Source organism: Mariniflexile sp., from assembly GCF_052728615.1.
On sequence record NZ_JBFVFE010000012.1, the window covers coordinates 67000 to 93941 of the forward strand.

Annotated in this window: 27 protein-coding genes; 8 read left to right on the forward strand and 19 right to left on the reverse strand. The window is 38.2% G+C overall.

Annotated elements, in window-relative coordinates; genetic code table 11:
* Positions 1-12: 12 nt before the first annotated feature.
* The 19 genes from ACU1LP_RS06975 to ACU1LP_RS07065 all read right to left on the reverse strand — a co-directional run bounded on the left by ACU1LP_RS06975 (position 13) and on the right by ACU1LP_RS07065 (position 23414).
* Positions 13-1548, reverse strand: coding sequence for a ferredoxin reductase family protein (locus tag ACU1LP_RS06975; RefSeq protein WP_445734476.1), 1536 nt, complete (start codon positions 1546-1548; stop codon positions 13-15).
* Positions 1549-1625: 77 nt separating this feature from the next.
* On the reverse strand, positions 1626-2171 hold the full coding sequence (locus tag ACU1LP_RS06980) for a YceI family protein (RefSeq protein WP_445735919.1): 546 nt from the start codon (positions 2169-2171) through the stop codon (positions 1626-1628).
* A gap of 26 nt (positions 2172-2197) precedes the next feature.
* Positions 2198-3691 carry an FMN-binding glutamate synthase family protein gene (locus ACU1LP_RS06985; RefSeq protein ID WP_445735920.1) on the reverse strand — a complete coding sequence of 498 codons (1494 nt, stop codon included), beginning with the start codon at positions 3689-3691 and terminating at the stop codon, positions 2198-2200.
* A gap of 9 nt (positions 3692-3700) precedes the next feature.
* Positions 3701-4372 carry a DUF2231 domain-containing protein gene (locus tag ACU1LP_RS06990; protein ID WP_445731175.1) on the reverse strand — a complete coding sequence of 224 codons (672 nt, stop codon included), beginning with the start codon at positions 4370-4372 and terminating at the stop codon, positions 3701-3703.
* A gap of 650 nt (positions 4373-5022) precedes the next feature.
* On the reverse strand, positions 5023-5589 hold the full coding sequence (locus ACU1LP_RS06995; RefSeq protein WP_445731176.1) for a DUF3347 domain-containing protein: 567 nt from the start codon (positions 5587-5589) through the stop codon (positions 5023-5025).
* 24 nt (positions 5590-5613) lie between these two features.
* On the reverse strand, positions 5614-6066 hold the full coding sequence (locus ACU1LP_RS07000; RefSeq protein ID WP_445735921.1) for a heme-binding domain-containing protein: 453 nt from the start codon (positions 6064-6066) through the stop codon (positions 5614-5616).
* Complete coding sequence (locus ACU1LP_RS07005; RefSeq protein WP_445735922.1) at positions 6067-6732, reverse strand: DUF3347 domain-containing protein; 666 nt, start codon at positions 6730-6732, stop codon at positions 6067-6069. It lies immediately after the preceding gene.
* Positions 6733-6760: 28 nt separating this feature from the next.
* Complete coding sequence (locus ACU1LP_RS07010; protein ID WP_445735923.1) at positions 6761-7147, reverse strand: DUF302 domain-containing protein; 387 nt, start codon at positions 7145-7147, stop codon at positions 6761-6763.
* Between the two features lie 4 nt (positions 7148-7151).
* Positions 7152-7340 carry an SHOCT domain-containing protein gene (locus tag ACU1LP_RS07015; protein ID WP_445735924.1) on the reverse strand — a complete coding sequence of 63 codons (189 nt, stop codon included), beginning with the start codon at positions 7338-7340 and terminating at the stop codon, positions 7152-7154.
* 209 nt (positions 7341-7549) lie between these two features.
* Entirely contained in the window at positions 7550-9961 is a 2412-nt protein-coding gene (locus ACU1LP_RS07020; RefSeq protein WP_445735925.1) for a multicopper oxidase domain-containing protein, read from the reverse strand.
* A 302-nt stretch (positions 9962-10263) separates the two neighbouring features.
* Positions 10264-10698: a hypothetical protein gene (locus ACU1LP_RS07025; RefSeq protein ID WP_445735926.1), complete on the reverse strand. Its 435-nt coding sequence runs from the start codon at positions 10696-10698 to the stop codon at positions 10264-10266.
* A 36-nt stretch (positions 10699-10734) separates the two neighbouring features.
* Positions 10735-13536 (reverse strand): heavy metal translocating P-type ATPase, encoded by a 2802-nt coding sequence (locus tag ACU1LP_RS07030; protein WP_445735927.1) that lies wholly within the window; start codon positions 13534-13536, stop codon positions 10735-10737.
* 482 nt (positions 13537-14018) lie between these two features.
* Positions 14019-14348 carry a P-II family nitrogen regulator gene (locus tag ACU1LP_RS07035; protein WP_445735928.1) on the reverse strand — a complete coding sequence of 110 codons (330 nt, stop codon included), beginning with the start codon at positions 14346-14348 and terminating at the stop codon, positions 14019-14021.
* Positions 14349-14426: 78 nt separating this feature from the next.
* A complete protein-coding gene (locus ACU1LP_RS07040) occupies positions 14427-14972 on the reverse strand; it encodes a DUF3347 domain-containing protein (protein ID WP_445735929.1) in 546 nt (181 codons plus the stop codon).
* 25 nt (positions 14973-14997) lie between these two features.
* The gene (locus ACU1LP_RS07045) at positions 14998-16929 is read right to left on the reverse strand and encodes an efflux RND transporter periplasmic adaptor subunit (RefSeq protein WP_445735930.1); all 1932 of its coding nucleotides are present in this window, start codon (positions 16927-16929) and stop codon (positions 14998-15000) included.
* 11 nt (positions 16930-16940) lie between these two features.
* A complete protein-coding gene (locus tag ACU1LP_RS07050) occupies positions 16941-18185 on the reverse strand; it encodes a TolC family protein (RefSeq protein WP_445735931.1) in 1245 nt (414 codons plus the stop codon).
* Positions 18186-18192: 7 nt separating this feature from the next.
* Entirely contained in the window at positions 18193-22044 is a 3852-nt protein-coding gene (locus ACU1LP_RS07055) for an efflux RND transporter permease subunit (protein ID WP_445735932.1), read from the reverse strand.
* Positions 22045-22175: 131 nt separating this feature from the next.
* Entirely contained in the window at positions 22176-22607 is a 432-nt protein-coding gene (locus ACU1LP_RS07060) for an HYC_CC_PP family protein (RefSeq protein ID WP_445735933.1), read from the reverse strand.
* 633 nt (positions 22608-23240) lie between these two features.
* Positions 23241-23414, reverse strand: coding sequence for a hypothetical protein (locus ACU1LP_RS07065; protein WP_445735938.1), 174 nt, complete (start codon positions 23412-23414; stop codon positions 23241-23243).
* On the opposite strand from ACU1LP_RS07065, the gene ACU1LP_RS07070 reads away from it, so the two are divergent.
* From ACU1LP_RS07070 to ACU1LP_RS07105, 8 genes are all read left to right on the forward strand, one after another.
* Positions 23344-23715 carry an HYC_CC_PP family protein gene (locus ACU1LP_RS07070; RefSeq protein WP_445735937.1) on the forward strand — a complete coding sequence of 124 codons (372 nt, stop codon included), beginning with the start codon at positions 23344-23346 and terminating at the stop codon, positions 23713-23715. The two genes, ACU1LP_RS07065 and ACU1LP_RS07070, sit on opposite strands and share 71 nt — an antisense overlap.
* 174 nt (positions 23716-23889) lie before the next feature.
* Positions 23890-24471: a helix-turn-helix domain-containing protein gene (locus ACU1LP_RS07075; RefSeq protein ID WP_445731914.1), complete on the forward strand. Its 582-nt coding sequence runs from the start codon at positions 23890-23892 to the stop codon at positions 24469-24471.
* 71 nt (positions 24472-24542) lie between these two features.
* A complete protein-coding gene (locus tag ACU1LP_RS07080) occupies positions 24543-24731 on the forward strand; it encodes a hypothetical protein (protein ID WP_445731913.1) in 189 nt (62 codons plus the stop codon).
* A 59-nt stretch (positions 24732-24790) separates the two neighbouring features.
* Positions 24791-25249 carry a hypothetical protein gene (locus ACU1LP_RS07085; RefSeq protein ID WP_445731912.1) on the forward strand — a complete coding sequence of 153 codons (459 nt, stop codon included), beginning with the start codon at positions 24791-24793 and terminating at the stop codon, positions 25247-25249.
* Between the two features lie 31 nt (positions 25250-25280).
* Positions 25281-25547, forward strand: a complete 267-nt coding sequence (locus ACU1LP_RS07090; RefSeq protein WP_445735934.1) for a hypothetical protein — start codon at positions 25281-25283, stop codon at positions 25545-25547.
* A gap of 10 nt (positions 25548-25557) precedes the next feature.
* Entirely contained in the window at positions 25558-25776 is a 219-nt protein-coding gene (locus ACU1LP_RS07095; RefSeq protein ID WP_445735935.1) for a heavy-metal-associated domain-containing protein, read from the forward strand.
* Positions 25777-25795: 19 nt separating this feature from the next.
* Positions 25796-26014 (forward strand): SHOCT domain-containing protein, encoded by a 219-nt coding sequence (locus ACU1LP_RS07100; RefSeq protein WP_445731909.1) that lies wholly within the window; start codon positions 25796-25798, stop codon positions 26012-26014.
* 28 nt (positions 26015-26042) lie between these two features.
* Positions 26043-26858, forward strand: a complete 816-nt coding sequence (locus ACU1LP_RS07105; RefSeq protein WP_445735936.1) for a DUF3347 domain-containing protein — start codon at positions 26043-26045, stop codon at positions 26856-26858.
* The last annotated feature ends 84 nt before the right edge of the window (positions 26859-26942 follow it).

The following is a 26942-nucleotide window of genomic DNA, read 5'->3' on the forward strand; positions in this document are numbered from 1 at the left end:
TTCAACAATAATTTATTTTTTTTCGATTTGTAATCCCATCTTTATTAAGCCCAGTTCTTGACCCAAACTGAAGCTTCTCGAAACACTGTGCATATTTTTCTGTGCGTCGTTCCCAAATAATTTCCAATCGGACCGAAGGCCTGCCAATAAAATGACCAACACCATTAAAGCCAAAACAATAAGCCTGGAAACCAATTGGGCCTGTTTTTTATGATGGGTAGCAGGTGAGCCGGATGCCGCAAACCCAAACATTTCACTGTGTATTTTGGTTAGGGGAACTTGCAATTTTCTTAAATCCTTGATTACTGCGTTGATCATAAGCGGAGGGCCACATACATAATAATCATTCTCCGAAAGCGTGCCTGAACAATATTTTTTCAATAATTCGGTATCGAACCGTCCTTTTTCACCTTCCCAATTATCTTGCCTGCTGAGTATATGCACTACTTTCAATTTAAGGGATGTGTTTTCTGAAATATGGTTTAACTCTTCCCTAAAGGCAATATCCGATTCGGTAGCATTAAAATAGAATAGCATTACTTCCCGCTGATCATCCTTGTCTGCCATATACTGCAACATACTTGCAAATGGTGTTATACCAATACCGCCTGCAATAAATACTAGGGCTCCCGAATATGATTTTTCTACATGGGACATCTTTCCGAAGGGGCCTATGATTTTAACCCTATCACCCTCTTGGATCTGATGGATCTGGCTGGTAAAATCTCCCGAGGCTTTGATCGTGGATGCCAAATGCGACTTTTGTGTAGGGCTTGATGATATGGTAAATGGATGTTCTTCAGGCTTTAAATGCTTACAATCCGTAAATTTGATAAAGTGGAACTGCCCTGGGTTATGTGCGAAGGGTTCGTTACCATGTATAGGTGCAAATTGAATGCTATACGTATCGTTGGCCTTTTTTACAACATTCAGCACTTTGTATTTGGGCGCGAAGGTGAACAAAAAAAACCGTTGCCATATAAAAAAGGTAATGGCAGCAGGTGGGAGAATAAACCATAATACCTGTAAGGGCAGCAACTCCAAATCGTTCCCTGCATAAAAACTGTGCACAAACATCAGGATGAGAATGCTGATGGCAAAAACGTTGTGCATCGTGCGCCAACGCTCATAGCCAACACTTATTTTTTTGTGGCCGATACTTACCAAAACCTGCACCAAAAGTATTAAGAACGTAATTTTGCCCAGATTGATGTACCAAGGTTCGTCATATCCCAAAAGCATATCAAAGGATTGCTCCGATAGGGTGAGTACCATAAAATGAACCACAATAAATATAAATGCCCAAACCCCCATCCTTCTGTGAAAATCGATCAAGTTGTTATAGGCGAACAAGCGGTCCAACCATTTTATTCTGGCAGAAATGATAAATTGAAAGAACACCATCATGATGCCCGACAACCCCATTAGCATCCCTATTTGCGCAATAAAGCCTTCTTCAGTAGTTGGCATCAGCCCATACACCATGAGCAATGGAATGGCCATCGCTATGAAATAGCTGCTTACTACAAAGATGTGCTTACTGTTCATCAACTTAATTTTATCATTTTAAAACTTCATCGAAATCTAATTATTTAGCTTTCTGCGACTATAATTTTACGTTATTACTATTTTTTTTCAAGCAGCGCATCCACAGTCAAGTCGTGCTTATCATTAACTTTTATAAACATGATGCTCGGACGTTCCAAATTATAATCGGTAATCAATAAAGACCAAGACGCTTTTAGTTGAATTGTACCTTCTGAAACAAGTTTCAACTCAATAGGTATGGTTATTTCCCGGGTAACTCCAGCAAGCGTAAAATCGCCCTTTACGTTGAGCGTTTGTGTTGCTTTTTCTTCAAAATTAAAATCGTCTATAAGCTTTCCGTCAAAAACAACATTGGGGTTTTTTTCCGCTTTTACCAACTCATACATGTGTCCATCCCGTTTTTCATTGTCGGTCTTTATGGATTTTACGGGTACCGAAAAGGTCATGGTCCCATCCTTAAAATCTATGGTGCCCTGTAAATCATCAGATTTACCGATATAGGAATTAAGTGGCATTTTTGCTTTAAAAGATGCGCTTCCTGTATTTACTACATAGTTTTGAGCATTTATAGATACGTTGCTTGAAAACAACAGTATTATTGAAAAAATTAAATTTTTACCCATGACTTTTCGTTTTTTGGACCATCCAATCAATTCGGATATATCTCTTGGTAGGTTTTGGTTCCATTCTCGTTCATTAGGCGTAAAATATATTTTTTGTTGATGCCTTTTCTATTCTCCAGCCCCATTGATTTTAGTAGTTCCTTAAAACCTTCAATAGTGTTTTTATGATAGTTGGCAACCTTGGTTTTCTTGTCCGATACCACGAGGGAAGCCACTCGGGAAGGGTCCATTGTGGTAATTCCCGTAGGGCAGGTATCCAAATTGCATTTGAGCGATTGCACACAGCCCAAGGCAAACATCATCCCTCTTGCACTATAACAGGTATCTGCGCCAAGTGCCAACATTCTATAGATATCAAAAGCAGATATAATCTTGCCCGCTGCCATTACTTTTATTTCATCGCGAAGCCCATAGTTTTTAAGGATGCCGTTTACAAAATGGACCGCCTCAATTATTGGCATACCGGCCCAGTGTAAGGACTCCATGTGGGCGGCACCGGAACCTCCTTCGGCACCGTCAATGGCGATAAAATCTGGGTAATTTTGCTTTTCCGCAAAGGTTTTAACCATGCTTTCAAACTCGTCCTTTTGGCCTATACATAATTTTATACCAATGGGTTTTCCATTGGAGAGTGTCCTTAAATCACTAATGAACTTTAGCATTTCTACATCATTGCCAAATGCCGAATGAAAGGCTGGGGAATGTATTTCCGTTCCCTGTTCCACATCCCTGAAATCGGCAATTTCCTTTGTGTTTTTTTTTGCCGGTAAAATAGCTCCATAGCCAGGTTTGGCTCCTTGCGATATTTTTATTTCAACCATTTTCACTACCTCGTTGGACGCGATGTCCGTGAATTTTTTAGCATCGAAATTTCCTTCTGCATCACGGCATCCAAAATAGCCGATTCCGAATTGGAAGATAATATCCGCACCGTATTTTTGATGGTAGGGCGTAAATCCTCCTTCGCCTGTGTTTTGGGCAAAACCTGCTATTTTTGCACCGCCGTTAAAAGCAAGGGTGGCATTTTTGCTTATGGAACCAAAGCTCATGCCCGCAAGGTTGAGGATACTGGCAGAATAAGGTTTTGAGCAATGGGAGCTTCCTATAAGAACCCTAAAATCGTCATTGATTTGGTTTGCAGGATAGGTGGAGTGGGTAAACCACTCGCGACCTACTTGGTCATACGGAATCTGAGTGCCAAAAGGTTGATTCATAAGCGTATTTGCAGCTCGTTTATAGACAATTTCCTTTTGGATCCAATTGAAAGGTTTTCCTTCGGTACGGTTGAGCAATAGCGATTCCTGAACAACATGGCGTTGCTCTTCAAGGAAATTGGTGATTCTACCAAGCAAGGGATAGGTTCGCCTGATATTGCTTGATTTTTGAAAATAATCCACAAGTCCGAGAACAAGGATGGGAAGGATAATCAAACCAGCCCACCACAAGAAAGGAAACCAAAAAATAGTGGCGAATAACGCAACAAGTATTATTACAGCTGTTATTATAAATCCTTTTCTCATTTTTTATGTTTAATGGGAGTGACCGTCATCATTTTCGTGGTTCTCTTCGCTTTCATCTCCCAAATATTTCCCCTGTGGGCCAACACCTTCTATATATACCAATTGTGAACCATAGTGCCCTGCTTGTGCAACGGAATACGCTGCAAATGCCATGACCACAAATATGCCAACTTCAAAACTCCGCTTTAATTTGTACCAAAAGAGGCTTACTATTTTTAATACAGCCGCCAAAGCACTGGACCACAAAGTCCAATCGGCATACTTATCGTGCTGTTCTAAAACCCTTTTTGCCATTTCAGTAAGCCCTTCGGTATGTGGATGCACAAATGTACCGGCCACATAAGCCCCAATAAAACCCCCACCGACCGTTAGCAATATGACCCAATCCAATGTTCGGTTCAATACAAAAAGTTGGATAAGCTGCAACAACACAGCGAGTAAGAGCAGTACGACAGGAAAATGTACGACCAAAGGGTGTAAGTTGGGGAACTCATCCAATCCGGCAGTAATATCATCTTGTGCGATGGTTGTAGCCGTGGTAGTAAAATTAGTGGAAGCCAATGCTTCTGCCTTAATTTTTGTTGCGTTGAAAATCACTGAATTTCCATTCATAGGAAATACCTCAGCGAAGGAGCCAAAACAGTTTAACAGTATAATAAAAATAAGGGTTGTTGTTTTCATTTTCAAGAGTTTTAAATTATGAACTCATCTTGACTTTTTCTATTTCCTAAAAAATAGCTGAAATTCGCCCATGTTTCGTCTATTTTCTTATGCGTAGCGATGCTATGCCTCTCAAAAATAGGCGCATCTGAGTATCCCGATATATCGGGATACGGTTAAAAACAAAAAGTCAAGATGAGTTCTATTGTCCAATCAATTGCATCACTAGAGTCCCTATAAGTATAGCTGCTATAATTGCATATAAAACGTAGTTGAACCATGTCTTCAAGCTTCTTGGTTCTTGTTCTTTTTCACTACCGGTTTTACAACATTCTTTCATCTATATATAGTGTTTATCTTTATTATTTTGACCTAAAAAATCCGATGCGATTGAAATCAAGTACTCTTCACTAACACTCTTTTTCAAAAGTTCTTGTTTGCCATACATAGGCTACTATTAATCAAGCCAATTGCCCATTTTTAAATAATTTATTGTGCCTAACCAGGGAAGGGTTCAATACTAATTAACAATATTTTATCCTTCCCGCATTAGGACTTTCCTTATATCATAAAAGGAAAAGGATCAACTAAAAACCAATCAACAATGAAGAGTTTGATTTTCCTTTTTTATGTATTGGATATTCCATTCACTTATATGTAGTGGATATGCACTATTTAGTGATCTCCTTTTGCACTTTCCCGCACTTAAGCATTTTACTGCCGTAATATGGGTTTTTTACTTCGTTGCTTGTACTTAACCAGGCACTACCTTTATCGTACATTGGGCAAAATTGTTGATACAAGGTGTTTTTTGTTCCTGTAATGGCCACCATATCCATAATATCCTTGCTCAAGGTTTTAAAGTGCTCCCGTTGATGGTCTATAGGGCTTTTAGCGATATGTTCGGCATGTTCTGTGGCATCTTCTATAATATCGGCCAGCTCTTTTTGTTCTTCTTTGTTATAGCTGGTCATATCAAAAACTTTAAAAGATGCCACCAGTTTAGTTCCGGCCTCTGCCGCTTTTTTAGTGTCATCGCCTACCAATGCATCTTTCAGCATAAAATAATCATTAAGAACCGCCTCGGCTTTGGCGTCTTTCATTTTGTCCATTTTCATGTTACTATGATCCATTTTCATGGTGCCATGGTCGTGGTTCATTTTTTCCTTTTCCTGTGCATTGGTAAAAGAAACTGTTAACACTAGCATTGCTGCCATACTCATTTTTAAATTTTTCATTTTTATTTGTTTTTAAATTATTGTTTATAAATTATCCTTTAATTGTGTCAACCACGTAATGACTTTCTTTTTATCATCTTCTGAAAAGCTTGCGTTTTTATGGATGAGCGTATAAGAACCCAAAGGCATTTCATCATCTTCAATCTGACTTATAATTGATTTTAATTTGCTCTTCTTTCGTCTATCTGAATAGTCTGCCCATTCATTGAAATTCAATTCTTCTTTTCCGTTTTTAATATGGTTTTCCATTAACCAAGCAACAGGCTGCACTTTATTATACCAAGGGTACGCTGTATTATTGCTATGGCAGTCATAACAGGAAATTTCCAACTTGTTCTTTATATCTTTTGGAACATCATTGACCAACATAAAATCTGTTTTGGGTGTACTGTCACTTTGGTTGCGCGCCGTGGAAACAAACTGGATTCCCACGAACACTACCAGTAAAACCAATACTATGATCTTAACAATCTTCATTTAATTAATTTGTTTTTTTACAGAGCCACAAGTCAACATTTTACTGCCAAAAAATGGATTTTCGATTTCTTTTGATTCACTTAACCAACTTGTTTTTTTCATGGGGCAATAATCTAGGTACAAGGTTTTATCTGTACCCAATAATGCTACTAGATCAGAGATATCTGTGCTTAATGTCTCAAAATGCTCTCGTTGATGGTCAATAGGGTTTTCTACAATATGCTCTGCTTGTTCTTTAGCACTTTCGGCAATTTCCATATATTCTTTTTGCTGTGCTTCTCCTAATTTGGACTTATCAAAATTTGAAAATGCCGTAAGCAATGCTGTCCCTCCTTTTGCTGCTGCGGTGGCATCATCACTTACCAATGCGTTTTTAATTTGCAAGTAGCCATCAATGATTTTTGAAGTAGCCCCGTTTTTTTGAGTGGAAGCTGCTATATCCCTTGATTCAGTTGCAGACCCTTTGTCGTGGTCATCATCGCCATCTTCATGGTGGTGATGTTCTTCGCTTTCATTGTTCATTTCCATGTGGTTTTCTTCGGAAGACATTTCAGAATGGTGCCCATCTTCATTGTTGTTTTCTTTTTTTGCATCTTTACAAGATACTACAGTTAGGGTTGCAAATACTATTGCTAAAATTCCCATTGATAATTTTAATTTTCTCATTTTTATTTGTTTTAGTGTTTATTCCTTTTTAAAGTTTTTCAATTACATTTTTAAGCTTAGCCGTTATTTCATCGGCAATTTCCATCAATTGCTTGTTATCGACTGCCATCATGGAAGCCATGGGGTTGATAGCTGCCACTTCTACAATTCCGGGATTAATCTCTTGGACTATGACATTGCAGGGCAACATGGTACCAATCTTATCTTCTGCCTGTAATGCCTTATGTGCATAAGGTGGGTTACAGGCGCCTAATATTCTGTACTTTTTAAAATCTATATCCAATTTCTTTTTTAAGGTTTCCTTTACGTCTATTTCTGTTAAAATACCAAAACCTTCTTTTTTAAGTTCTTCTGTAACTCTTTCAATTACGGTATTAAAATCCTCTTTGAGGGTTTTATTAAAATAATAGTTCATCTTTTTATTTTTTTGAATTAATAATTCGTTTTTGTTCTTCGTATTCTTCCTTGGATATGTTACCATTGGCATAGCGTTTTTTTAAAATATCCAACGGACTTTCTTTTTTCAGTATTTTATTTCCGTTTTTACCTGCGTATAGGATAATCCCCAGGGCAACTGCTCCCAATATTATAATCCATGTGAACATCATAACTTTGTTTTTTTAATTTTAGTACATGACAAAAACAGTTCGTTGATATTTAAATAGCTTCTATCGTTAACCCCTCCGCCTATCGGCATACCGAAAAATCGGTACAGGCTCTACCCCTTAAAAAAAGGGGAGGAATTATTAAAGAGCTCATTTTTAATGATTTGAACTTATTATTTAAAATTTTGTCATGTACTTAAAACTTTTTAATATTAAAATCTTACCGACAGGCCACCACCGCCGCCAAAGCGGCTATCGTAGCTTCCCAACAACGATACGTTTCTGGATAGAAAATATTCGGCTCCAGCGCTCCAAACAGTTTCAGATTCTGTATTAATACCAGACGGCAAGGAGTTTACCCAACCAAAATCCAATTGGTATTCGTAATAGCCAAATACGGCAAATCTTGGAAACAACATAATGCTACGTCCAACGCCAATCCTTGTTCTAAGCTCGCTATCTATACGAGCGTCCAGACTAAAAAGATATGGTGTTAAGTAGCGTAGGCCAACAACACCTATGGTCTTGAATTCATCAAAGCTGTCTTTTGTTTTATTTTCAATATTTACACCCCCAAACACCCTTAAATAGTCGTGCAAATAGCGCTCGTAGGTAAATTCCGCCTCCAGATTTTCATTATATCCATATTCAACTGTGGCATTAAATTGGTTTCTCATGTTCGAGGTCACCAAATTTAGAATCGTGCTTTGGGAAGATGCATCAACTATCCCCCAAGAATAATAGAGGTCGGTCTCGGCCACTGCAATGGCTGCCGGAAAACCCTTCATACGAACATCGGGGGGTGTATCATAGCTCATAACGCGTGCCATTCCGCCCATTAAATGATATAGGATATGGCAGTGAAAAAACCAATCGCCATACTCATTGCCATAAAACTCAATGGTCACTGCCTGCATTGGTGGTACATTGACCGTATGTTTTAGCGGCGAATATTCCCCGTTTTTATTGATAACCCTAAAAAAATGCCCGTGTAAATGCATGGGGTGGTGCATCATGGTTAAATTGTTCAATGTTATCCTGGTAACCTGATCGCCTTCTATTTTGATGTTATCGGTTTCAGATAGTGGAACACCGTTCATGCTCCAAATGTAGCGTTGCATGTTCCCTGTAAGGTTCAGTAAAATTTCCTTAACTGGAGTACCTTCAGGATAGCTCGTTTTTTCAGGTGATTTCAGAAAGTCGTAATTATATTCCGAAAACAAATCCATGCCTTCCATATTGCCCGTTTTCATAGTATCCTTTTGCTCATTCATCTGCATGCCTTTCATAGCATCATCATCATTCATTTTATCACCCATTCCTTTCATTTTGGAATGGTCTGTATGCATTCCTGCCATGGTGGAATCCTTATCCATTTTCATGCCTTCCATTTTCATGGCCTTTGTATCATCTGTCTTGGATTTTTCCATGTTCATCCCGTCCATGTTCATCCCGTCCATGTTCATCGCATCCATATTCATCCCATCCTTTTGCATGCCATACTCATTTTTCATTTCGATGCTTTCATCTTTGCTTGGGCGATATTTTAGAGCGTGCGCTCCCATTTTCATATCCATTTTGGCCATTTCCTTCATCATTCCTATTTTATCCGGTCTTGGCAAGGTTTCGGCAGCCTGCACTTTTCCATTGCCAAAAAATGCCGAAGCAAAACCTGAACCATCTTGCGCCATGATCTTGAATTCTATTTTGCCCTCTTGCGGAATGGTTACAATATAATCGTAGGTTTCCGCGATGCCGATAAATGTTTTATTCTTTACTGTAGGCTCAACATCAATACCGTCTGCCGACACCAATAATGGGTCTTCACCGCCAAAAGTCATCCAGAACGAGGTAGATGCACCACCATTGATAATACGTATTCTGACTTTTTCACCGGGTTTGAATGCCGGGTATTCAATTTTTTCTTCCCCATTTATTAAAAAGGCAGGGTAATATACGTCGGCAATATCGGCACCTTCCATACGTTGCCTCCAAAAATCCAATTGAGCACCAAATGCACCTCTTGCAATGACCCTGTTCAATGGTGTGGCAGTTCCTTTTCTAATGCCATACCATTCGTTGCCACGTTTTAGGTTTCGCAATACATCCATAGGGTTTTCATTGGTCCAATCGGATAGCATAAGCACCAATTCCTTATCATACTTTAAAGTTTCCTTCTTTGGATGGATAACAAAGGATCCAAAAACCCCACTCTGTTCCTGTAGGAGCGTGTGCGAATGGTACCAATAGGTGCCTGATTGTTTTAAGGCAAACTCATATTTTTGCGTATGTCCGGGTTCAATGGGTGGCGTGGTCAAATAGGGCACGCCATCATAGAAATTGGGCAATAAAAGTCCGTGCCAATGTACGGAGGTCTCCACGCTCATGTCGTTTTTAACATATATCACGGCATATTCCCCTTCGGTAAATTCCAATACAGGCCCTGGAATACTGCCGTTTATGGTCATGCCCTTAACTTTTTTCCCTGCTTTGTTGACCTTTTCTTCACCAATGGTTATGGTGTATTCCTTGATAGGTAAATTGTCGATGTTTCCTTCCACAGACTGTCCAAATACAGACCCCGAGGATACTAGGAACAAAATAATATACTTTAAGCTATTCATGTTTTTTGCTTTTATTGAACTGGTTTAATACAACATCAAAAATAAAGAATAACAATAAAAACATTTGCCTCTAATGGTTTCATTTTTGACTTGTTAAATAGGTTTTTCTAAGTGAAATAGATTAATTTTAATCCAATTAAAAAAGCCTTGATCTAAAGATTAAAGATTATGAGACCCTTAGGGTGGGGTTATCTATTTACCTCTCCTTTGGACAGGTAAGAACTACCAATTTCGGCGGTTTTTGGCTTCGGGTAAAATGAACCCGATGGCTTGCCTCGGGGATGGTTGGCCCAAGAAATTTTTTATTTTGACTTTTTATATTTCAAATAATTTTCCTTGGATTCAAAATAAGCGACGTCTCCTTCTTTTTTTACCAACACAATGTATGCCTCTGTTTTATCCACAGACTTACCACTAAAAGGGTCTTTAGCTGTTCTGGCAGTCTGATTGTTGTTCAAGGTGCCTACACACATTTGGCAGCATCCATAGTAGGTTTTGCCATTGACAGGAACCGGTATTTGGGGTTTGCCCATATACGCATCGTTTACCATACAGACCATTTCATTTGGCACTTGAGCCCCTACTTGGTACTCCTGTTGGGTTTCCCCATTAATCTCTTTTTGTGGGACAACAACAGCCGTTTCCTTTGCATTATTTTGTTTGGTTGTTGAATTACAGGCCACTATACTAAAAGCCACTACCACTATTAAAGCGAATTGTTTTGCTGATTTTTTCATGTTTTTTTATTTATATTAAAAGTTATTCTAATTAAATTATTGCTTATCCAATTTTATATTTCGCAATCGCAACGCATTTGCAATTACCGAGAATGAGCTGAAACTCATTGCTGCCGCTGCAATAATTGGCGAAAGCAATAGCCCAAACACCGGGTACAGTGCACCTGCTGCCAATGGTACCCCAAGCACATTATAGAAAAATGCAAAAAACAGATTCTGTTTGATGTTTTTCATAACGCCGTGGCTTAAGTTTTTGGCTTTTACAATGCCCAACAGATCGCCTTTTACCAGTGTGATTTCAGAGCTTTCAATGGCTACGTCTGTGCCTGTTCCCATGGCGATACCAATATCCGCTTGTGCCAATGCAGGCGCATCGTTAATGCCATCGCCCGCCATGGCCACCACTTTGCCCTGGTTTTGCAGTTCTTCAATAAACCTTAATTTATCCTCGGGCAAACAATCGGCCTTAAAGCTTGATAAATTTAATTCCGAGGATACAGCTTTAGCGGTGTTTTCATTATCACCGGTCATCATAATTACATCGACCCCTTGTTTTTGCAAGGCTGCAATGGCCTGTCTGCTGGTTTCCTTGATGGCATCGGTTATGGATACATAACCAACAACCTCTTTATTGACCGAAATATAGGATACGGTTTTTCCCAATTTTTGTTCTTCAACAATTTTGGCGTCTATCGCTTCTGGGATTGATGCATTTACCGTTTGCATCAATTTTTTATTGCCCAATGCCACTTTGTTGGTGCCTACCGTTCCTACAACCCCTTTTCCGGTAACGGCTTCAAAATCCTTCACTTCTTCCAATGCCATCTGTTTTTCCTTGGCATAATTTACCACGGCTTCGGCAAGGGGATGTTCGCTATATTGGTTAACGGAAGCGATGTACTTAAGCAGTAATTTGTCGTCATTGGTTTTGGATAAATCCACAACTTTTTCAACCGATGGTTTGCCTTCGGTAATGGTGCCCGTTTTATCGGTTATCAATACATTGACCTTGTCTAAATTTTCCAAAGCTTCCGCATTTTTGATAAGCACCCCATTTAAAGCGCCTTTTCCAACCCCGACCATTACAGACATGGGTGTTGCCAAACCAACTGCGCAGGGACACGCAATAATCAATACCGCAATAGCATTGACAAAAGCATAGACCATAGCCGGTTCCGGACCGTAATAACGCCAAATTAAAAAGGTAAGTATCGCAATTACAATAACAACTTGCACAAAATATTTAGAGATTTTATCGGCCAGTTTTTGTATGGGCGCCTTCGAGCGGCTGGCATTATTTACCATTTGAATGATTTGTGACAACAAGGTCTCGGAACCCACTTTTTCTGCCACCATAACAAAGGATTTGTTGCCATTTATGGTGCCGGAGCTTACGGCTTCGCCCTCGGATTTGTCAACAGGGATGGGTTCTCCGGTAATCATGGACTCATCGATAACTCCATGTCCTTCGTGGATTTTGCCATCGACCGGAATTTTATCCCCTGGTTTTACGCGCAATAAATCCCCTTTTTTAATATCGTGTATGGAAATGACCTTGTCTTCGCCTCCTGGAGTCACCAATGTGGCTTCACTAGGTGCCAACTTTAATAATTCCTTTATGGCGCCACTGGTCTGACTGTGCGCTTTGGCTTCCAAAAGCTGTCCTAACAATACCAGTGTTAAAATAACCGTGGTGGCCTCAAAATAAACAAAAACAGTACCTGCTTCGGTTTTGAACTGGTCTGGGAAAAGTTCCGGGAAAACCATCCCGAACACGCTAAAAAGAAAAGCGACCCCTGTACCAATGCCAATAAGGGTAAACATGTTGAGGTTCCATGTTTTTATGGATTTCCAGCAACGCACAAAAAACATCCAACAGGCATAGAACACCACTGGCAACGATAGTACAAACTGTACCAAGTTCCAGTTTTCCTGCGATGCATAATCCAATAAAAAGTTATTGGAAAAAAAATCTGCCATGGCAATGAACAACACCGGAACGGTAAAAAGTGTTGCTATTTTCATTTTTTTGAGCAGCTTCCTATAGGTTTTGCTCTCATCACTTTCAGAAGGTTCCATGGGCACTAGATCCATACCACAAATAGGGCAAGACCCTGGCGAATCCTTAATGACCTCCGGGTGCATGGGGCAGGTATATTGTACGTCTTGGACCGCTTTTGGCTGCTCTACCAGATCCATACCGCAAACCGGGCAACTGCCTGCCTGTTCGTATGTTTTTTCACCTTCGCAGTGCATAGGGCAATAAAAAACGCCATTGCCCTGTTTTACAGGTTCTTGATGGTGGTGGTGTTCTGCTTGATGCCCGTGCTTATGGTCATGGGTATGCTCATGGGTATGGCTTTCTGCATCCTTTGGCACAAGCTTCATTTTACATTTTGGGCAAGTTCCCGGTTTATCGCTTTCCACTTCAGGGTGCATGGGGCAGGTATAGATCGCAGTAGGGCCTTCCAATGGTTTCTCAACCAAATCCATTTTACAAACAGGACATTTTCCTGGGGTATCATAGGTTTTATCGCCTTCGCAAAGCATCGTACAATAATAAACCCCACTCCCGTTTTTATGCTGTTCCGGTTCATGATGGTGATGTTTGTGCCCGTTGTTTTGCCCAGGCATTTCTATGGTGTAATGCAATCCGGATTTTAAGAGCCTTTCCTGTAAGGTATTGATTGAAACATGCGAAGTCATTTCGACCGTAACCTCTTCTGTATCCAAATTGGCTTCTACCTTGGTGACCTCCTTTAAATTACTTAAAGAAGTTTCCACATTGGTTTTACAACCATGGCAAGTCATTCCTGTTATTTTATATGTGTGTTTCATCTGTTGATATTTATTTGTTTTTAATTGTCAGATGCCATTATTCACATCCTGAATAATTGATTTTTAAAGGTGTTCGTGAATCTTCAATTTCGCCAATTAACATTTCGGTTGGTACCGGCTGTTTTGTCATGGCCCATTTCATACGAATAAATTTAGTTTAACTATTTGGTAATAAATGGTTTAGAATATAGAGAATAGAACATGGAAAAGAGACGGTACTTTTATTGCGTGAAATTTCCGTGTCTTTTGGTCTATGTTCTATATTCTTTTTTCTTATTCATATTCTATGTTCTTTTTTCTTCTTATCCATAACACGAGGACCATTTAATGATCGTATCATACTTTTTATTTTTCACGCAATACAAATATCATAATTTTATAATGATAACCCTACATAATTTTATCTAAAATGTATCTAATTTGCCATGGTCTGTATTTTTATCAGCACCTTTAATGCGTCCATGCACAAATATTTTTAGCTGTTACTCATTTCTTTCGCCGGTTCTAATCCTTAAACGGCTCTCAACATTGCTCACATAAATCAACCCATCACCGCTTTTACCTGTATGTGCGTGTTCTTTTATTATTTCAACAATTGTGTTTTCATCCTCTTTTTTACATACTATTTCCAATTTTGCAATCTTATAGTGCAAATAAGGATGCTTTAAACTTGGGTATTCTTTATCTGGATCGGAAAAATTCCCGGAACCATCGCCTTCAAAAACACTAAAACAACAAAAATTGTTTTTTTGTAAATTCATTGCTACATCATTTACTTTGCTTGTGCGGATAAATGCTTTAATTTCTTTCATGATCTTATTTTTTTTTGGATTAATAAGCTGGCTTAAAAATGCTGTTAAGGGCATTTATAAACCAGCTCTTGCTATTAATTACATAGACTTAAATGTTTCCTTTACACTGCCGCAAGTTGCCATAGCTTTATCCATGTAAGGATTTGCGATTTTATCGGAATTTGAAAACCAGTAGGCACCATCCACATTTGCCATAGGACAAAAATTCTTGTAAATTTCACCTTCGGTTACGTTATCTTTTAATAAAGGCTCAAATGCCGTTGTAAGTTTTGAAAAAACAATGCGTTGATCCATAATATTGGATTTTGAAGCCATCTCTTCCGCTACTTTTTGCGCACCTGTTGCTTTTCCGTAATTTTTTAAAGCCCCAACAAGCATTTTGGAGGCTTTTTGTGCCTTTTCAGGATTGGCTTCAACCAAGGCCTCGTTTATCATGGTATAGTGCATGTATGCTTTGGTTAAGTTCTTATCGTTTAACTTTACCATATTGCTGCCATGGTCCATCATACTGTGATCGTCCTGTTTCATGTTCATCTTGCCATGGTCGTGCTGTGCATAAACAACACTTGACATGCCCATTATTAAGGCTATCATTAGGACTGGTTTTAATTTTAAATTTTTCATCTGTTTTGTTTTTTAAAGTTTTTATTTATTTCATTATTACTGTTTTTACATCACCACAAGTCAGCATTTTTGCGCCGAGGTATGGATTTTTAATAGGTTCGGTAAGGCTTAACCAATAGGCACCGGCATTATTGTCGGCCATTGGGCAAAATTGCTCGTAAACTTTTTGGTTGACACCGAACAGTTTTACGCCCTTGGATAGATGTGCCGATAAATGCTTGAAATGACCGCGCTGTTTTTCGATATCGGAAATTTCTGAAATAGAGGTCGCAGACCCTGTGATCTCTTTGGATATGGTCATCCAGTGGTTATGTGCTGCATGGTCAGACAATTGTTTCATATCCACTTTTTTCATGGCGCCCAATAGCGTTTTGGCCGAAGCACTTGCCGTACTGCTGTCATCGGCAACCAAGGCATCCTTTAATTTAATATAGGCATTGAACACTTGTTCCAATTGGCTTTTAAAGGCATTGGTTGTGGCAATGCGCTGGTTCATATCGATATGGCTGGTATTATTTTCCATTTTAGTATGGTCTGTGTCTTTTTGTCCTTGCATTTTTGAATCGCCCATGTCCATTTTGCTATGGTCTGTGCCTGTTTGGTCTTGCATTTTTGAATCGCCCATGTCCATTTTGCTATGGTCTGCGCCGCTTGCTTTTTTATCACCGCCCATATCCATTCCGGCATGGCCACCTAGGCTTACCTTGCCTCCTTCAGGGTTCATCATGCTTTTTTTGCCAACTAATTGGGCCGAAGCATCAATTCTGAATACCCCGTTGGTGGCAACAACCTCACCTTCCATTAATCCGTCATTTATGATGTAAAAATCTCCCAAATCTGCTCCTAGAGCAACTTCCCTGTAAATAAAGGAAATGGTTGTTTCATGTGGTACCTTAACATACACCACCGCTCTTTTTCCGGTCCACAGTACGGCCGATTTTGGTATTATTATGGCCTCTTTCGCATTGGCCAATTTTGCACTTACAATTCCGGTGGCATACATTTCTGGCAGCAGTAAATTGGATGGGTTATTTACTTCAACCCTAACTTTAGCAACTCTTGTCGATGCCGAAACAAAAGGATCTACATAGGTAACTTTTCCTTTAAACGTTTTACCTGGAAGTGCTTGGACCGTAAAATTAAACTCATCATTGATATGAATCCATTGAATATCAGACTCATAAGCTTCAAACATCACCCAAACAGTACTTAAATTTGCGATGTCAAACAAAACACTTCCCTCTTTTACATAATCTCCAAGTTCTACATCCCTCTTCATAACATACCCCGAATGATCAGATAAGATATCTATTTCTTCTTTCACATTACCAGATTTTTCAATGGCATTAATTTGGGCTTCATTTAGTTTCCATAACTTCAGTTTATTGCGTGAAGCCGTATATAATTGCGGATAGATGTCTTTAGATTTAATGGCCTCAAAAAGCTCTTTCTGCGCGGATATTAATTCAGGTGAATAAATACGGACTATTTTTTGTCCAAATGATACTTTTTCTCCTGTAAAATTAACATACAGGTGTTCAATTCTGCCTGGTATGTGCGAAACTTGAGAAAACAATTTCCGCTCATCTGGCTGAACCCTTCCCAGTAAGTGTATCTCTTTTGTAGCGTTGGCTTTTTCAACTACCGTAGTCTGTATATTGGCGAGTTGGTAGGCTTCTTGATTCAGTACAATTTCCTCGTCGCTTATTTTTTCAGTAGTGTCGTTTCCTTTCAAAGGGATAAGCTCCATGCCGCAAATCGGGCAATTGCCAGGTTCTTTCATTTTAATTTGGGGGTGCATGGCACAGGTCCAAAGTTGGGTAACAGGGTCTTGTACAAATTCATGCCCAGATTCATCATGAGCCTTTTTTGAACCATCGCCGGAAAACACAATTCCTACGATAATTCCGATAATCAAAATACCAATTCCGATGATATGATTTTTATATTTTTTCATTTCTATTTTTTTTATTGTCCTATTAAATAATCCATAAATGCCGCTGCGGCATTTTTATCTGTTAATGCTTTTTGATGTTCTAATTCGTATTTTAGTAATTGGCGCTCTATGCGCAACACTTCTTCAAAGTCCTTAGCGTTTGTAGAGTACGAAACAATTAATATGTCCAACACTTTTTTTGCGATTTCAGATTGCCTTAAATTTAAAGCAATACGCCTGTTGCCATCGTTAAAATCTTTGTATGTGTTTTCATAAACCGAACTTAAAACGTTCTTTTTATCTTCTTTTCTGGATATTTCAGCTTCTTGTCTGAATTGCGCTTCTTTTATTAACGCTTTATATTTTCTGCGATATATAGGAATTGTGACACCTACCGATGGAAACAATAACACGTCTTTACCATTATCCGATGCGGTTGACATAGGGTTGTTTCCCACTATGGTATAATTTACACCCACATTAAATTTGGGTAGCCCTTCCTTTTTTGCTGCAATTTCCTGATTTAAAAAGGCGTTCAACTTATGCTCTATACTTTTTATTTGATGGTTTGAAGCATAGATTTCATCAAGCATATTCAATTGTTCCAATGGTATTTCTTTTTGCCACAATACATCAGGCACTATTATTTCTGAAATATCATCCCTGTTCAATAAGTTGTTGAACTTTATTCTGAAAGCATCTTTTGTATCCAAAAACAGTGCCAATTGGTTTTCTAGATCGTTAATCTCCAGTTCAACCCTTAACTCATCAACTACCGAAGCCGTACCTGCTTCAATTTTTACTAAGGAAAGCCTTTTAAAAACCTCTAAAATTTCTATGTTTTCTTTAGTTATCTCTATGGCTTTTTCAATAAAATAAAAGTTATAATAGGCTGTTTTCACTTCAAAGAAAATATTGGACTTTTCATTTTCAAAATCTTCATATTTTGATTTTGCCATTTCGGTCGCAACATCCTCTCTGGCACTTAATAGGCCGAACCATGGAAAGCTTTGCATTAAATTAAAGTTTGCCCTTTGCGGCCCAACCCTTGTTTCTACAGGCTGGATAAAATACCCAAAAGCAAAAGTAGGATCGGGTAAAGTACCCACTTGTGGCACTAGTTCCATGGCGGCCATATAATCATTGAACATAGCTTTCAATCCAGGATTATTGGATGCGGCTACTTTTAAATAGCCATCTAATTCCTGCTGTGCTTGTGCAAATTGCACAAGCAGCAGTATAAAGAGGCTAAAAACTATTTTTATATTTTTCATCATTTGATTTTTAGTTAGTTACTTCTTTCAGTTTTTTCCTGTTTTCCCTATTTATAACACCTTCACGCCAAAAACACTGCAGGATAGGAACAATAAACATGGTCATGATTTGAATAGTCATTCCTCCAAAAGTTGGTATTGCCATAGGTATCATAACGTCTGCTCCTTTTCCGGTGGCTGTTAAAACTGGAAGCAACGCAATAATTGCCACTGCGGCAGTCATCATGGCGGGTCGAACTCTATTTGAACCAGCTTCAATTACTGAAGCTCTAACTTCTGCAACAGTTTGTGGGTTGTTTCGTTCAAAAGTTTGATGTATATAAGTACCCATAATTACCCCATCATCTGTCGCGATACCAAACAAGGCTATAAATCCTACCCAAACGGCAACACTCAAATTAATGGTGTGTATTTGGAACAGATCGCGCATGTTAACGCCGGCAAAACTGAAATTCAAAAACCAAGGTTGGCTATAAAGCCATATAAGGATAAAACCACCTGCAAATGCCACAAAAACCCCTGAAAAGTGAATGGATGATGCAATGACCGTTTTAAATTGGAAAAATAAAATGATAAATATCAATAATAAACTTATCGGTATCACAATTGCCAAACGTTTTGTTGCACGTACTTGATTTTCATAATTTCCTGTAAAACGATAGGTTACACCAGCAGGTAATTTAAATTCACCCGAATCTATTTTCTCTTTAATAAGCTTTTGGGCATCTTCCACCACATTGGTCTCGGCAAATCCATCTTTCATATCAAAAATAACATAGGCCGTTAAAAAGGTATCCTCACTCTTAATTATTTGTGGGCCTCTAACATAGGTTACATCTGCCAACTCCCCTAATTCAACTTGAACTCCAGCAGGAGTTGGTATCAAAATCTTTTTAATATCGTCTGGGTTGTCTCTATACTCTCTTGCATATCTCACCCTAACAGGAAAACGTTCCCTGCCTTCAACAGTGGTTGTCAGTTTCATTCCTCCAATGGCCACGGTTATATAGGTTTGCATATCTTTTACGGTTAGGCCGTAACGGGACATGGCTTGTCGTTTCAATTTCATTTCCAAATAGGGCTTTCCAACCACTCTATCGGCAAAAACGGTTTCTGGTCTAATACTCGGAACTTCCTGTAGTATTTTTTCAAACTCGTAACCCACTTTTTCAATGGTCTCTAAATTTGGGCCAAATACTTTAATGCCCATAGGGGCCCTCATACCAGTAGACAACATGATCAACCGTGTTTGGATGGGCTGCAGTTTTGGAGCGGACGTTAACCCAGGAAATTTTGCGTGATCAACAATTTCATTCCAAATATCATCTGGTTTTTTTATTTTTTGGCGCCATTGCCTAAAATATTCGCCTTTTTCATCTGGTATCAACTCATCTTTGGTTATTTTCCTAAAATCATCTTCGCCAAACTTATAGGTAGTTCCATCTTTTAACATAAAGGCATCGTCTTTATTTACTTTGAAACTAATTCTATGGCCATCTTTATTTACCATATATTCGGGTATATAATTGATGGTGTTTTCGTACATGGAAATAGGAGAGGGATCCAATGCCGTATTAGCGCGTCCCCATTTACCTACTGAAGACTCAATTTCAGGAATGGCCATTAAATGCCTGTTTAGGTTTGCCTGAGTCTCCATGTTCTCTGTAATACTTGAGTGGGGCATGGTAGTGGGCATCAATAAAAAAGAACCCTCGTTTAATGCCGGCATAAATTCATTGCCTATACCCGGAAAGGTTTTTTCTAAACTTGCCCAAGCATCGGTATTTTTAACTGGTTCTGGTAAAAACCCAAAAGTTTTATTGATTCCTAACCAGGCTACAGCACCAAAAATGAGGACAAACAGCGGGAGCATTAAAAATTTCCATTTATTGACCAAACACCATTTTAAAATAGGTACATAAAAGTAGACAATGGCCATTAAAGCCCCAAGAATAACACACAGTAATAGCGCTACAAAAATTAAGTTTACAAATGTTGAATTTGCAGCTCCAAGTGGCAACCATTCAATGGTTAAGAAATAAACAACAACTAAAGCCGTAATTATAATATTAACAATATTTGCAATTTTTTCAGAATACGGTAATTGAATACGGTTTTTAAATAAACTTCTTGGAGGAACAATAGTTAATAAATTATTTATCCCCACTAAAATTAAGGCAATAGCGATAACGCTGCCATAAGCTACTAAAAATACAAGTCCGAAACCAATTAACAGTGAATTGAAGATTCTACTTGTCTTCTTTTTATCTAATTTAATTGAAAATAAAATATGTGCCAATGCAGGAATGAACATAATTCCAATAATTAATGACGACACCAATGCAAATGTTTTTGTAAAAGCTAAAGGTCTAAACAACTTACCTTCTGACGCCTGCATAGCAAAAACCGGTAAAAAACTAATAACAGTCGTTGCCAAAGCTGTTACTATGGCACTCGCTACCTCAATAGTTGCCACGTAAATTAATTGCACTAATTGTTTTCCTTTTACGCCTTCATTTTCGGGCAGTTCCATGTGCCTTATAATATTTTCGGTAAACACAATGCCTACATCCACCATGACGCCAATGGCAATGGCTATACCAGAAAGTGCTACAATGTTGGCATCTACATGAAAATATTTCATTAAAATGAATGTCATTAACACCCCAACAGGAAGTAGCATGGAAATTAATACGGAAGCCCTTAAGTTCAATACCAATATAATAACCACTAAAATACTTATTAAAACCTCATGAGATAACGCTCCTTCTAAAGTGCCCAATGTTTCTTGAATCAAACCAGACCGATCATAAAACGGCACAATGGTTACTTTTGAAACCGTACCATCTGCCAATGTTTTTGAAGGTAAGCCTGGTGCAACTTCTGCAATTTTATCTTTAATATTGTTTATAACTGCCAAAGGATTTGCTCCGTAACGCGCTACGGCAACCCCACCAACGGCTTCAACGCCGCTTTTATCCAAGCCTCCTCTACGTCCGGCAGGACCAAATTGTATTTTAGCCACGTCTTTTAAACGTATTGGAACGTTCTCATTTACAGCAACAACACTTTCCTCTAAATCCTTGAGGTTTTTAATATAACCTAAGCCCCTTACAAGGTATTCTGTTCTGTTGAATTCCAAGGTCCGCGCACCAATATCAAGGTTGCTATTTTTTACGGCGTTCATGATTTTTTCAACATTGACATTGTTGGCTTTCATGGCATCTGGATCTATTTCAATCTGATACTCTTTCAAGAAACCACCAACGGAAGCAACTTCCGCAACACCTTCAGAAGCTGTTAAATAATAACGAACGTAAAAATCTTGAATGGTCCTTAATTCCTGAGGGTCCCAACCCCCTGTAGGCTTACCTGTCTTCGGGTCTCTTCCTTCCAAGGTGTACCAATATACTTGGCCCAGAGCGGTAGCATCAGGCCCCAGTGCCGGGGTAACCGCCTCGGGAACGGTTCCTGGTGGCAATGAATTCAATTTTTCAAGGATACGGGTTCTTGTCCAGTAAAAATCCGCATCATCATTAAAAATAATGTAAATGCTTGAAAGTCCGAAAATAGAATTACTTCTAATGGTTTTTACTTCAGGAATTCCAAGTAAAGCTGTTGTTAAAGGGTAGGTTATTTGATCTTCAATATCTTGGGGCGATTGGCCTGCCCATTCGGTAAATACAATTTGTTGGTTTTCACCAATATCTGGAATGGCATCAACAGGTACTGGACTTCTTTCAAATAAGGATGTTTCCCAATCAAATGGAGCGGTAACAATACCACCAACAATAAAGGCAAGCAATAATATAAATGTTACTAACTTGTTTTCAAGAAAATAACGGATAGTTTTATTTAACATAAATTTTGATAATTAAACAATTAAACATTGGTACTAAGATAATACCGAATACCTATCTGCCAACGGGCAGGCAGAAAGCTATCCTAATGGAAAAACATCCATTGGACAATAAAGTGCGTTATTTGGGAAAATCAAATTAAATAGGTCTCGTCAAGCTTGTAGATATTCTTGACAATAAAGGGTGGTGGGTAACCCGAAAATGAAGGGACTTTATATTTTAATCCTTCAAATTGGTTTAAATAAGTATATACATACGAAACAACAAATATTTGCTGATCAATACTAAGATTATCAATCGAGATATTTAAATTGTCTTGTCCGGTTTTTATGATTATTTGATCGTGGCAGCATTTTTTTTCTGTAAAGGTATCTTTTGATGCTTTCATTTGATGCACATGCATGCTTTGGTCCATATCCATATCGCAACTTTCAGCTTCATTAAATAAAGAGTAATCAACCAGAACATTACCACAATAATGACTCTCTACAGTAAAAGACACGGTTGAAAACAGCACTAAAAGCGCCATCAAAAAAGATGATATTTTATAAAAAAAAATTTTCATTGATATTGCAAATTTAAAAAAAAATGATTAAAATCCATTTGTTTAACAAATATTTAGATTTTGAACCGATTTAAACCGGTTCTTTTTCAATTCCCGTTTACCAGAACCCAACCTATTTATATCCTCTTTATATCCTCGTTTTTTACAGCAAAAAAAAATGTCAACAAAAAAAGAGAATTTAGAACTGCGAATAAAAAGGATTCATCAATTTTTTTTTATGACCAAAATCATATTTTCATTTTATCTCTAAAATTAGGGTTGTAATAATTAAGATTTTTTCTTTTTTCAAACAAATGAACCACTATGGATTGGAAATCCATAGTTTTATATTGGCAGACTGAAAGTCTGCTTCGTGAAATAGCCGATAAAGTATAGGGAAAAAACACATAATTATTTGTGTTCCCGATGGCTATCGGGACGTGGCTAAAACATTTATAGAAACTAAAGTAACTGCAATGAATCCCGATAGCTATACGGGAGCAGGGTTTTAACCTTTAACTTGATAATAAACGCCCCCTGGGGCAGAGCCATCGAGGTATCAAAATAGAGAACCCTCCTTAACTTTTTCTGCTGCCCCCCCCTCAGAGCTTCGAGATATTTTTTTAGATCAATAATAACGATGTTAAACAATACTTAATTATCTCTATGTAATTTTTTAAACCAACCATTTTTTTCGTACATTTGACATGTGAAATATCTTTTTGCCAAAATAGTGTCTTTTTTTTTAACGGTTTCAATACTGTTCAGCACATCTTCCTTTAAGGTGGACATGCATTTTTGCTGTAACAAACTAGTTGGTACGGCCATTCTTGGTAAAGCCCAGGTTTGTAAAGATAAAATCCAAAAAAATATTCCTTCAGCAAAAAAATGCACTTTACAGGAAAAGGATTGTTGCAACAGCATTACCTTTTTAAAACTAGGGGACAAAACCTTAACAAATTCAAATCCTGAAGCTGAAACCCAAACTTTGTTATTTTTAAGTACATTCCTTTATTCTTACATCGATCTTTTTGAAGGATTAGACAAAAATGTGGTTCCTTTTCAACATTACAAACCACCCTTGTTATCCAAGGACATGCAAGTCCTCCACCAGACTTTTTTAATTTGATTTTCTACATGGCAGGTTAAATTTAATCTGCACTTTCAATATAGCCCCAATTTTACTACTGGCCAGCCATTGTTGTACCTATTTTTCAACAAACTACTTACAACACTAATCATGTAAGGGCAAAGCCTTTCAAACTATTGGGCTTAAAACCCAATAGCAAAATGCTAAAACACTATGAGCAAACCAAAAGAATTTTGGATCAAGAATATGGTCTGTAACCGTTGCCTGAAAGTAATCAAGCAAGAACTGCAAGCACTGGGAGTAACGGTGCTTTCATTGGAACTGGGAAGGCTGTTGGTAGAAGCGCCCAAGAAAACCAAGACTGAAATTATTAACGATGTAACAAATGTTCTCCATGCCAATGGTTTTGAAATTGTACAAAGTGAAGAAGACATGCTTGTGGAAAGAATCAAAATTATTTTGATTGAAGCATTGCAAGAGCTACCACTTAATATAAAAGTAAAGACATCTGAACTTTTGGCATCAACACTCCATCGCGATTACAAGATATTGAGCAAATTGTTTTCAGCCAATGAAAAGACCACCATTGAAAAATATTTCATCAAACTGAAGATAGAGAAGGTAAAAGAGCTCATCCAGCTTAAACAACACTCTTTTTCCGATATAGGTTACTTATTGGATTACTGTAGCGTAAACCACCTGTCCAGACAGTTTAAGGAAGTAGTGGGAATGAGTATGACGGACTATAAAAACACAGAAAACTGGAAACGGAATTTCTATGATGAAATTATATAGATAAGAACGAAAGTTATGCAGGTACAAATATTTGGCAGTTACTACTTTCAACAAATAAAAAATATGACGAGATGAAAAAACCATGTATTGCATTCCTACTACATCCTTTTATTGGGAATGGCACAAAAAATGGCACAAACTATGGAAAGCATGGATTTTATAACACCTTTTCAAAAGGCCTTGCGGCAATTAAAAAGGGCAACGAATGGGGTGCCGAAGGCCAATTACTGTTTGCCGGAAGGCAGGTTTTGGCCCATTAAAAAAGTTTAAATGAGTTTATTGGATAAAACACAAAAATAAATCAAACACAACCATTATTATGAAAACAACAACTATTATTTTATTGGCAATTGGGCTATTGAGCCTTAACAGTTGCAAACAAGAATCAGACCCTCAAGCACTATTGGAAAACCCAGAGACACGCAACGAGGTTTTTGCGGCCATCGCCGACAACCCAGATTATATGACTGAATTCATGGACAACATGCAAGGCGAAGGTATGCAGATGATGATGAAAGACAGTATGATGGTAAAAAACATGATGGGCAACAAACCTATGATGCACTCCATGATGAACGAAATGATGAAAGATGGAAAAATGATGGGCAACATGATGGAAATGATGCACGAAAAAGGCATGATGAGCGAAGAGTGCATGGAATCCTGTAAAAATATGATGGGCGAAAAAGGAATGGACATGGAAGGAATGGACATGAAAGGAATGGATATGATGGACAAGGAAAAGAACGCCGGGGACAATCATTCCGAGCACCATTAAAAATAAAGTATAACAAAAAAAAACAGAAATTATGAAAGGTCATTGGATATGGATGGTTTTGGGCTGCGGCATTCCGTTGCTATTGATTTTTTTCGCCCCCGCACTGGGCATTACAGGATATAATGGGCTTTTTGCCTTTATCATCCTGATGTTCGCTATTCACCTATTTATGCCCCACGGCGCACATGGCCATAGTGGGCACAACCATTCACAGCATGAACAAAGCGAATCCCAAGATACAGATGAAAAACCTTTGGCTAAGCCGAAAGACGAGCACAAAGGCCATCAACACCATTAAACATCACGCAATGAAACACAAGTATCAAATAAACGGAATCGATTGTAACGGATGTATTGCAAGGGTAAAAAAGACTCTGGAAAAACATCCCTATATTGAAAAAGCAGAGATTTTTTTAGCCCCAAAAGGAGCTACGATCATCACAACGAAGCAAAACATTTCAGTTGATGAATTGCAAAAGCAACTCAATGCGCTTGATGGGTACACAATAACAGAAATAAACCAATAACAACTTAAAACAAAACATTATGCATTTTTACGACGGACATTTTGGAGGCATGCACCTAATATGGTGGATTATATGGATCATCTTTATTGCTTGGATATTTTTTATCCCAGTGGATATTCCATATCAAAAATCAAAAAAAGACAGCCCACTGGACATTCTTAAAAAACGTTATGCAAAAGGCGAAATATCCAAGGAAGAATTTGAAGAATCAAAAAAGATTTTAAAATCAAAGGACTGATTAAAAACACTAAACCTTAAAAAATAAAATGACAAAAAAAGTGATTATCAGCCTCATATTCTTGTTAGGAATACTGTTGCCAGCACAAACTACATTCGCACAAGCCAATGATAAAACCAAGCGGCAGGTGTACATTAACGGTAAAGGCGAGGTATTGGACGGTGAAACAAAACTTGGTTATATAAGCAAGGAGGATATAATATACAACAACCAAGGGAAGAAACTCGGTTTTATAAAAAATGGGGCCGTTTTTGACGCAGAGGGCAATTCCTTGGGAAAAGCAAAAAAAGGAGGACAATATTATAATAAAAATGGCGAGTTTGTGCTTTATGTTAAAGGGGACGACGAAAAATGTGAAGTTTTGGACCATAAAGGGAACGCTATAGGCTATGTGCACAAAAACTACAAGCTCCATGCCTGTGCCACCCATTGCTTTTTTGGGGAAAACAAGATAGAAGATGATATGGATGCCATATTATCAGGGTATATGGGCATTGAAAATGCCCTGGCCGATGACAACAGCAAATCTGCACAGAAAGCGGCAACAGAATTACTGTATAAAGCCACCGCCCTGAACGAAAGTTATTTGAAAAAAACCTTGGAAGCACTGTCCAAAACCATGGAAATAAACCAGCAACGAAACCATTTTGAAACTTTGTCCAACCAACTGTACGCCGTTCTCAAGGAAACCAATTTAAGAGGAAAAACACTTTATTGGAACTATTGCCCAATGGCCATGGACGGTAAAGGTGCCAATTGGCTAAGCCTAACCGAAAAAACAAACAATCCCTATTTGGGCTCAAAAATGCCTGATTGTGGTACAACAAAAGAGACTTTAAAATAAACCTCTTTGGATTGGAAATCCATAGTTTTATATTGGCAGACTGAAAGTCTGCCTCGTGAAATAGCCGATAAAGTATAGGGAAAA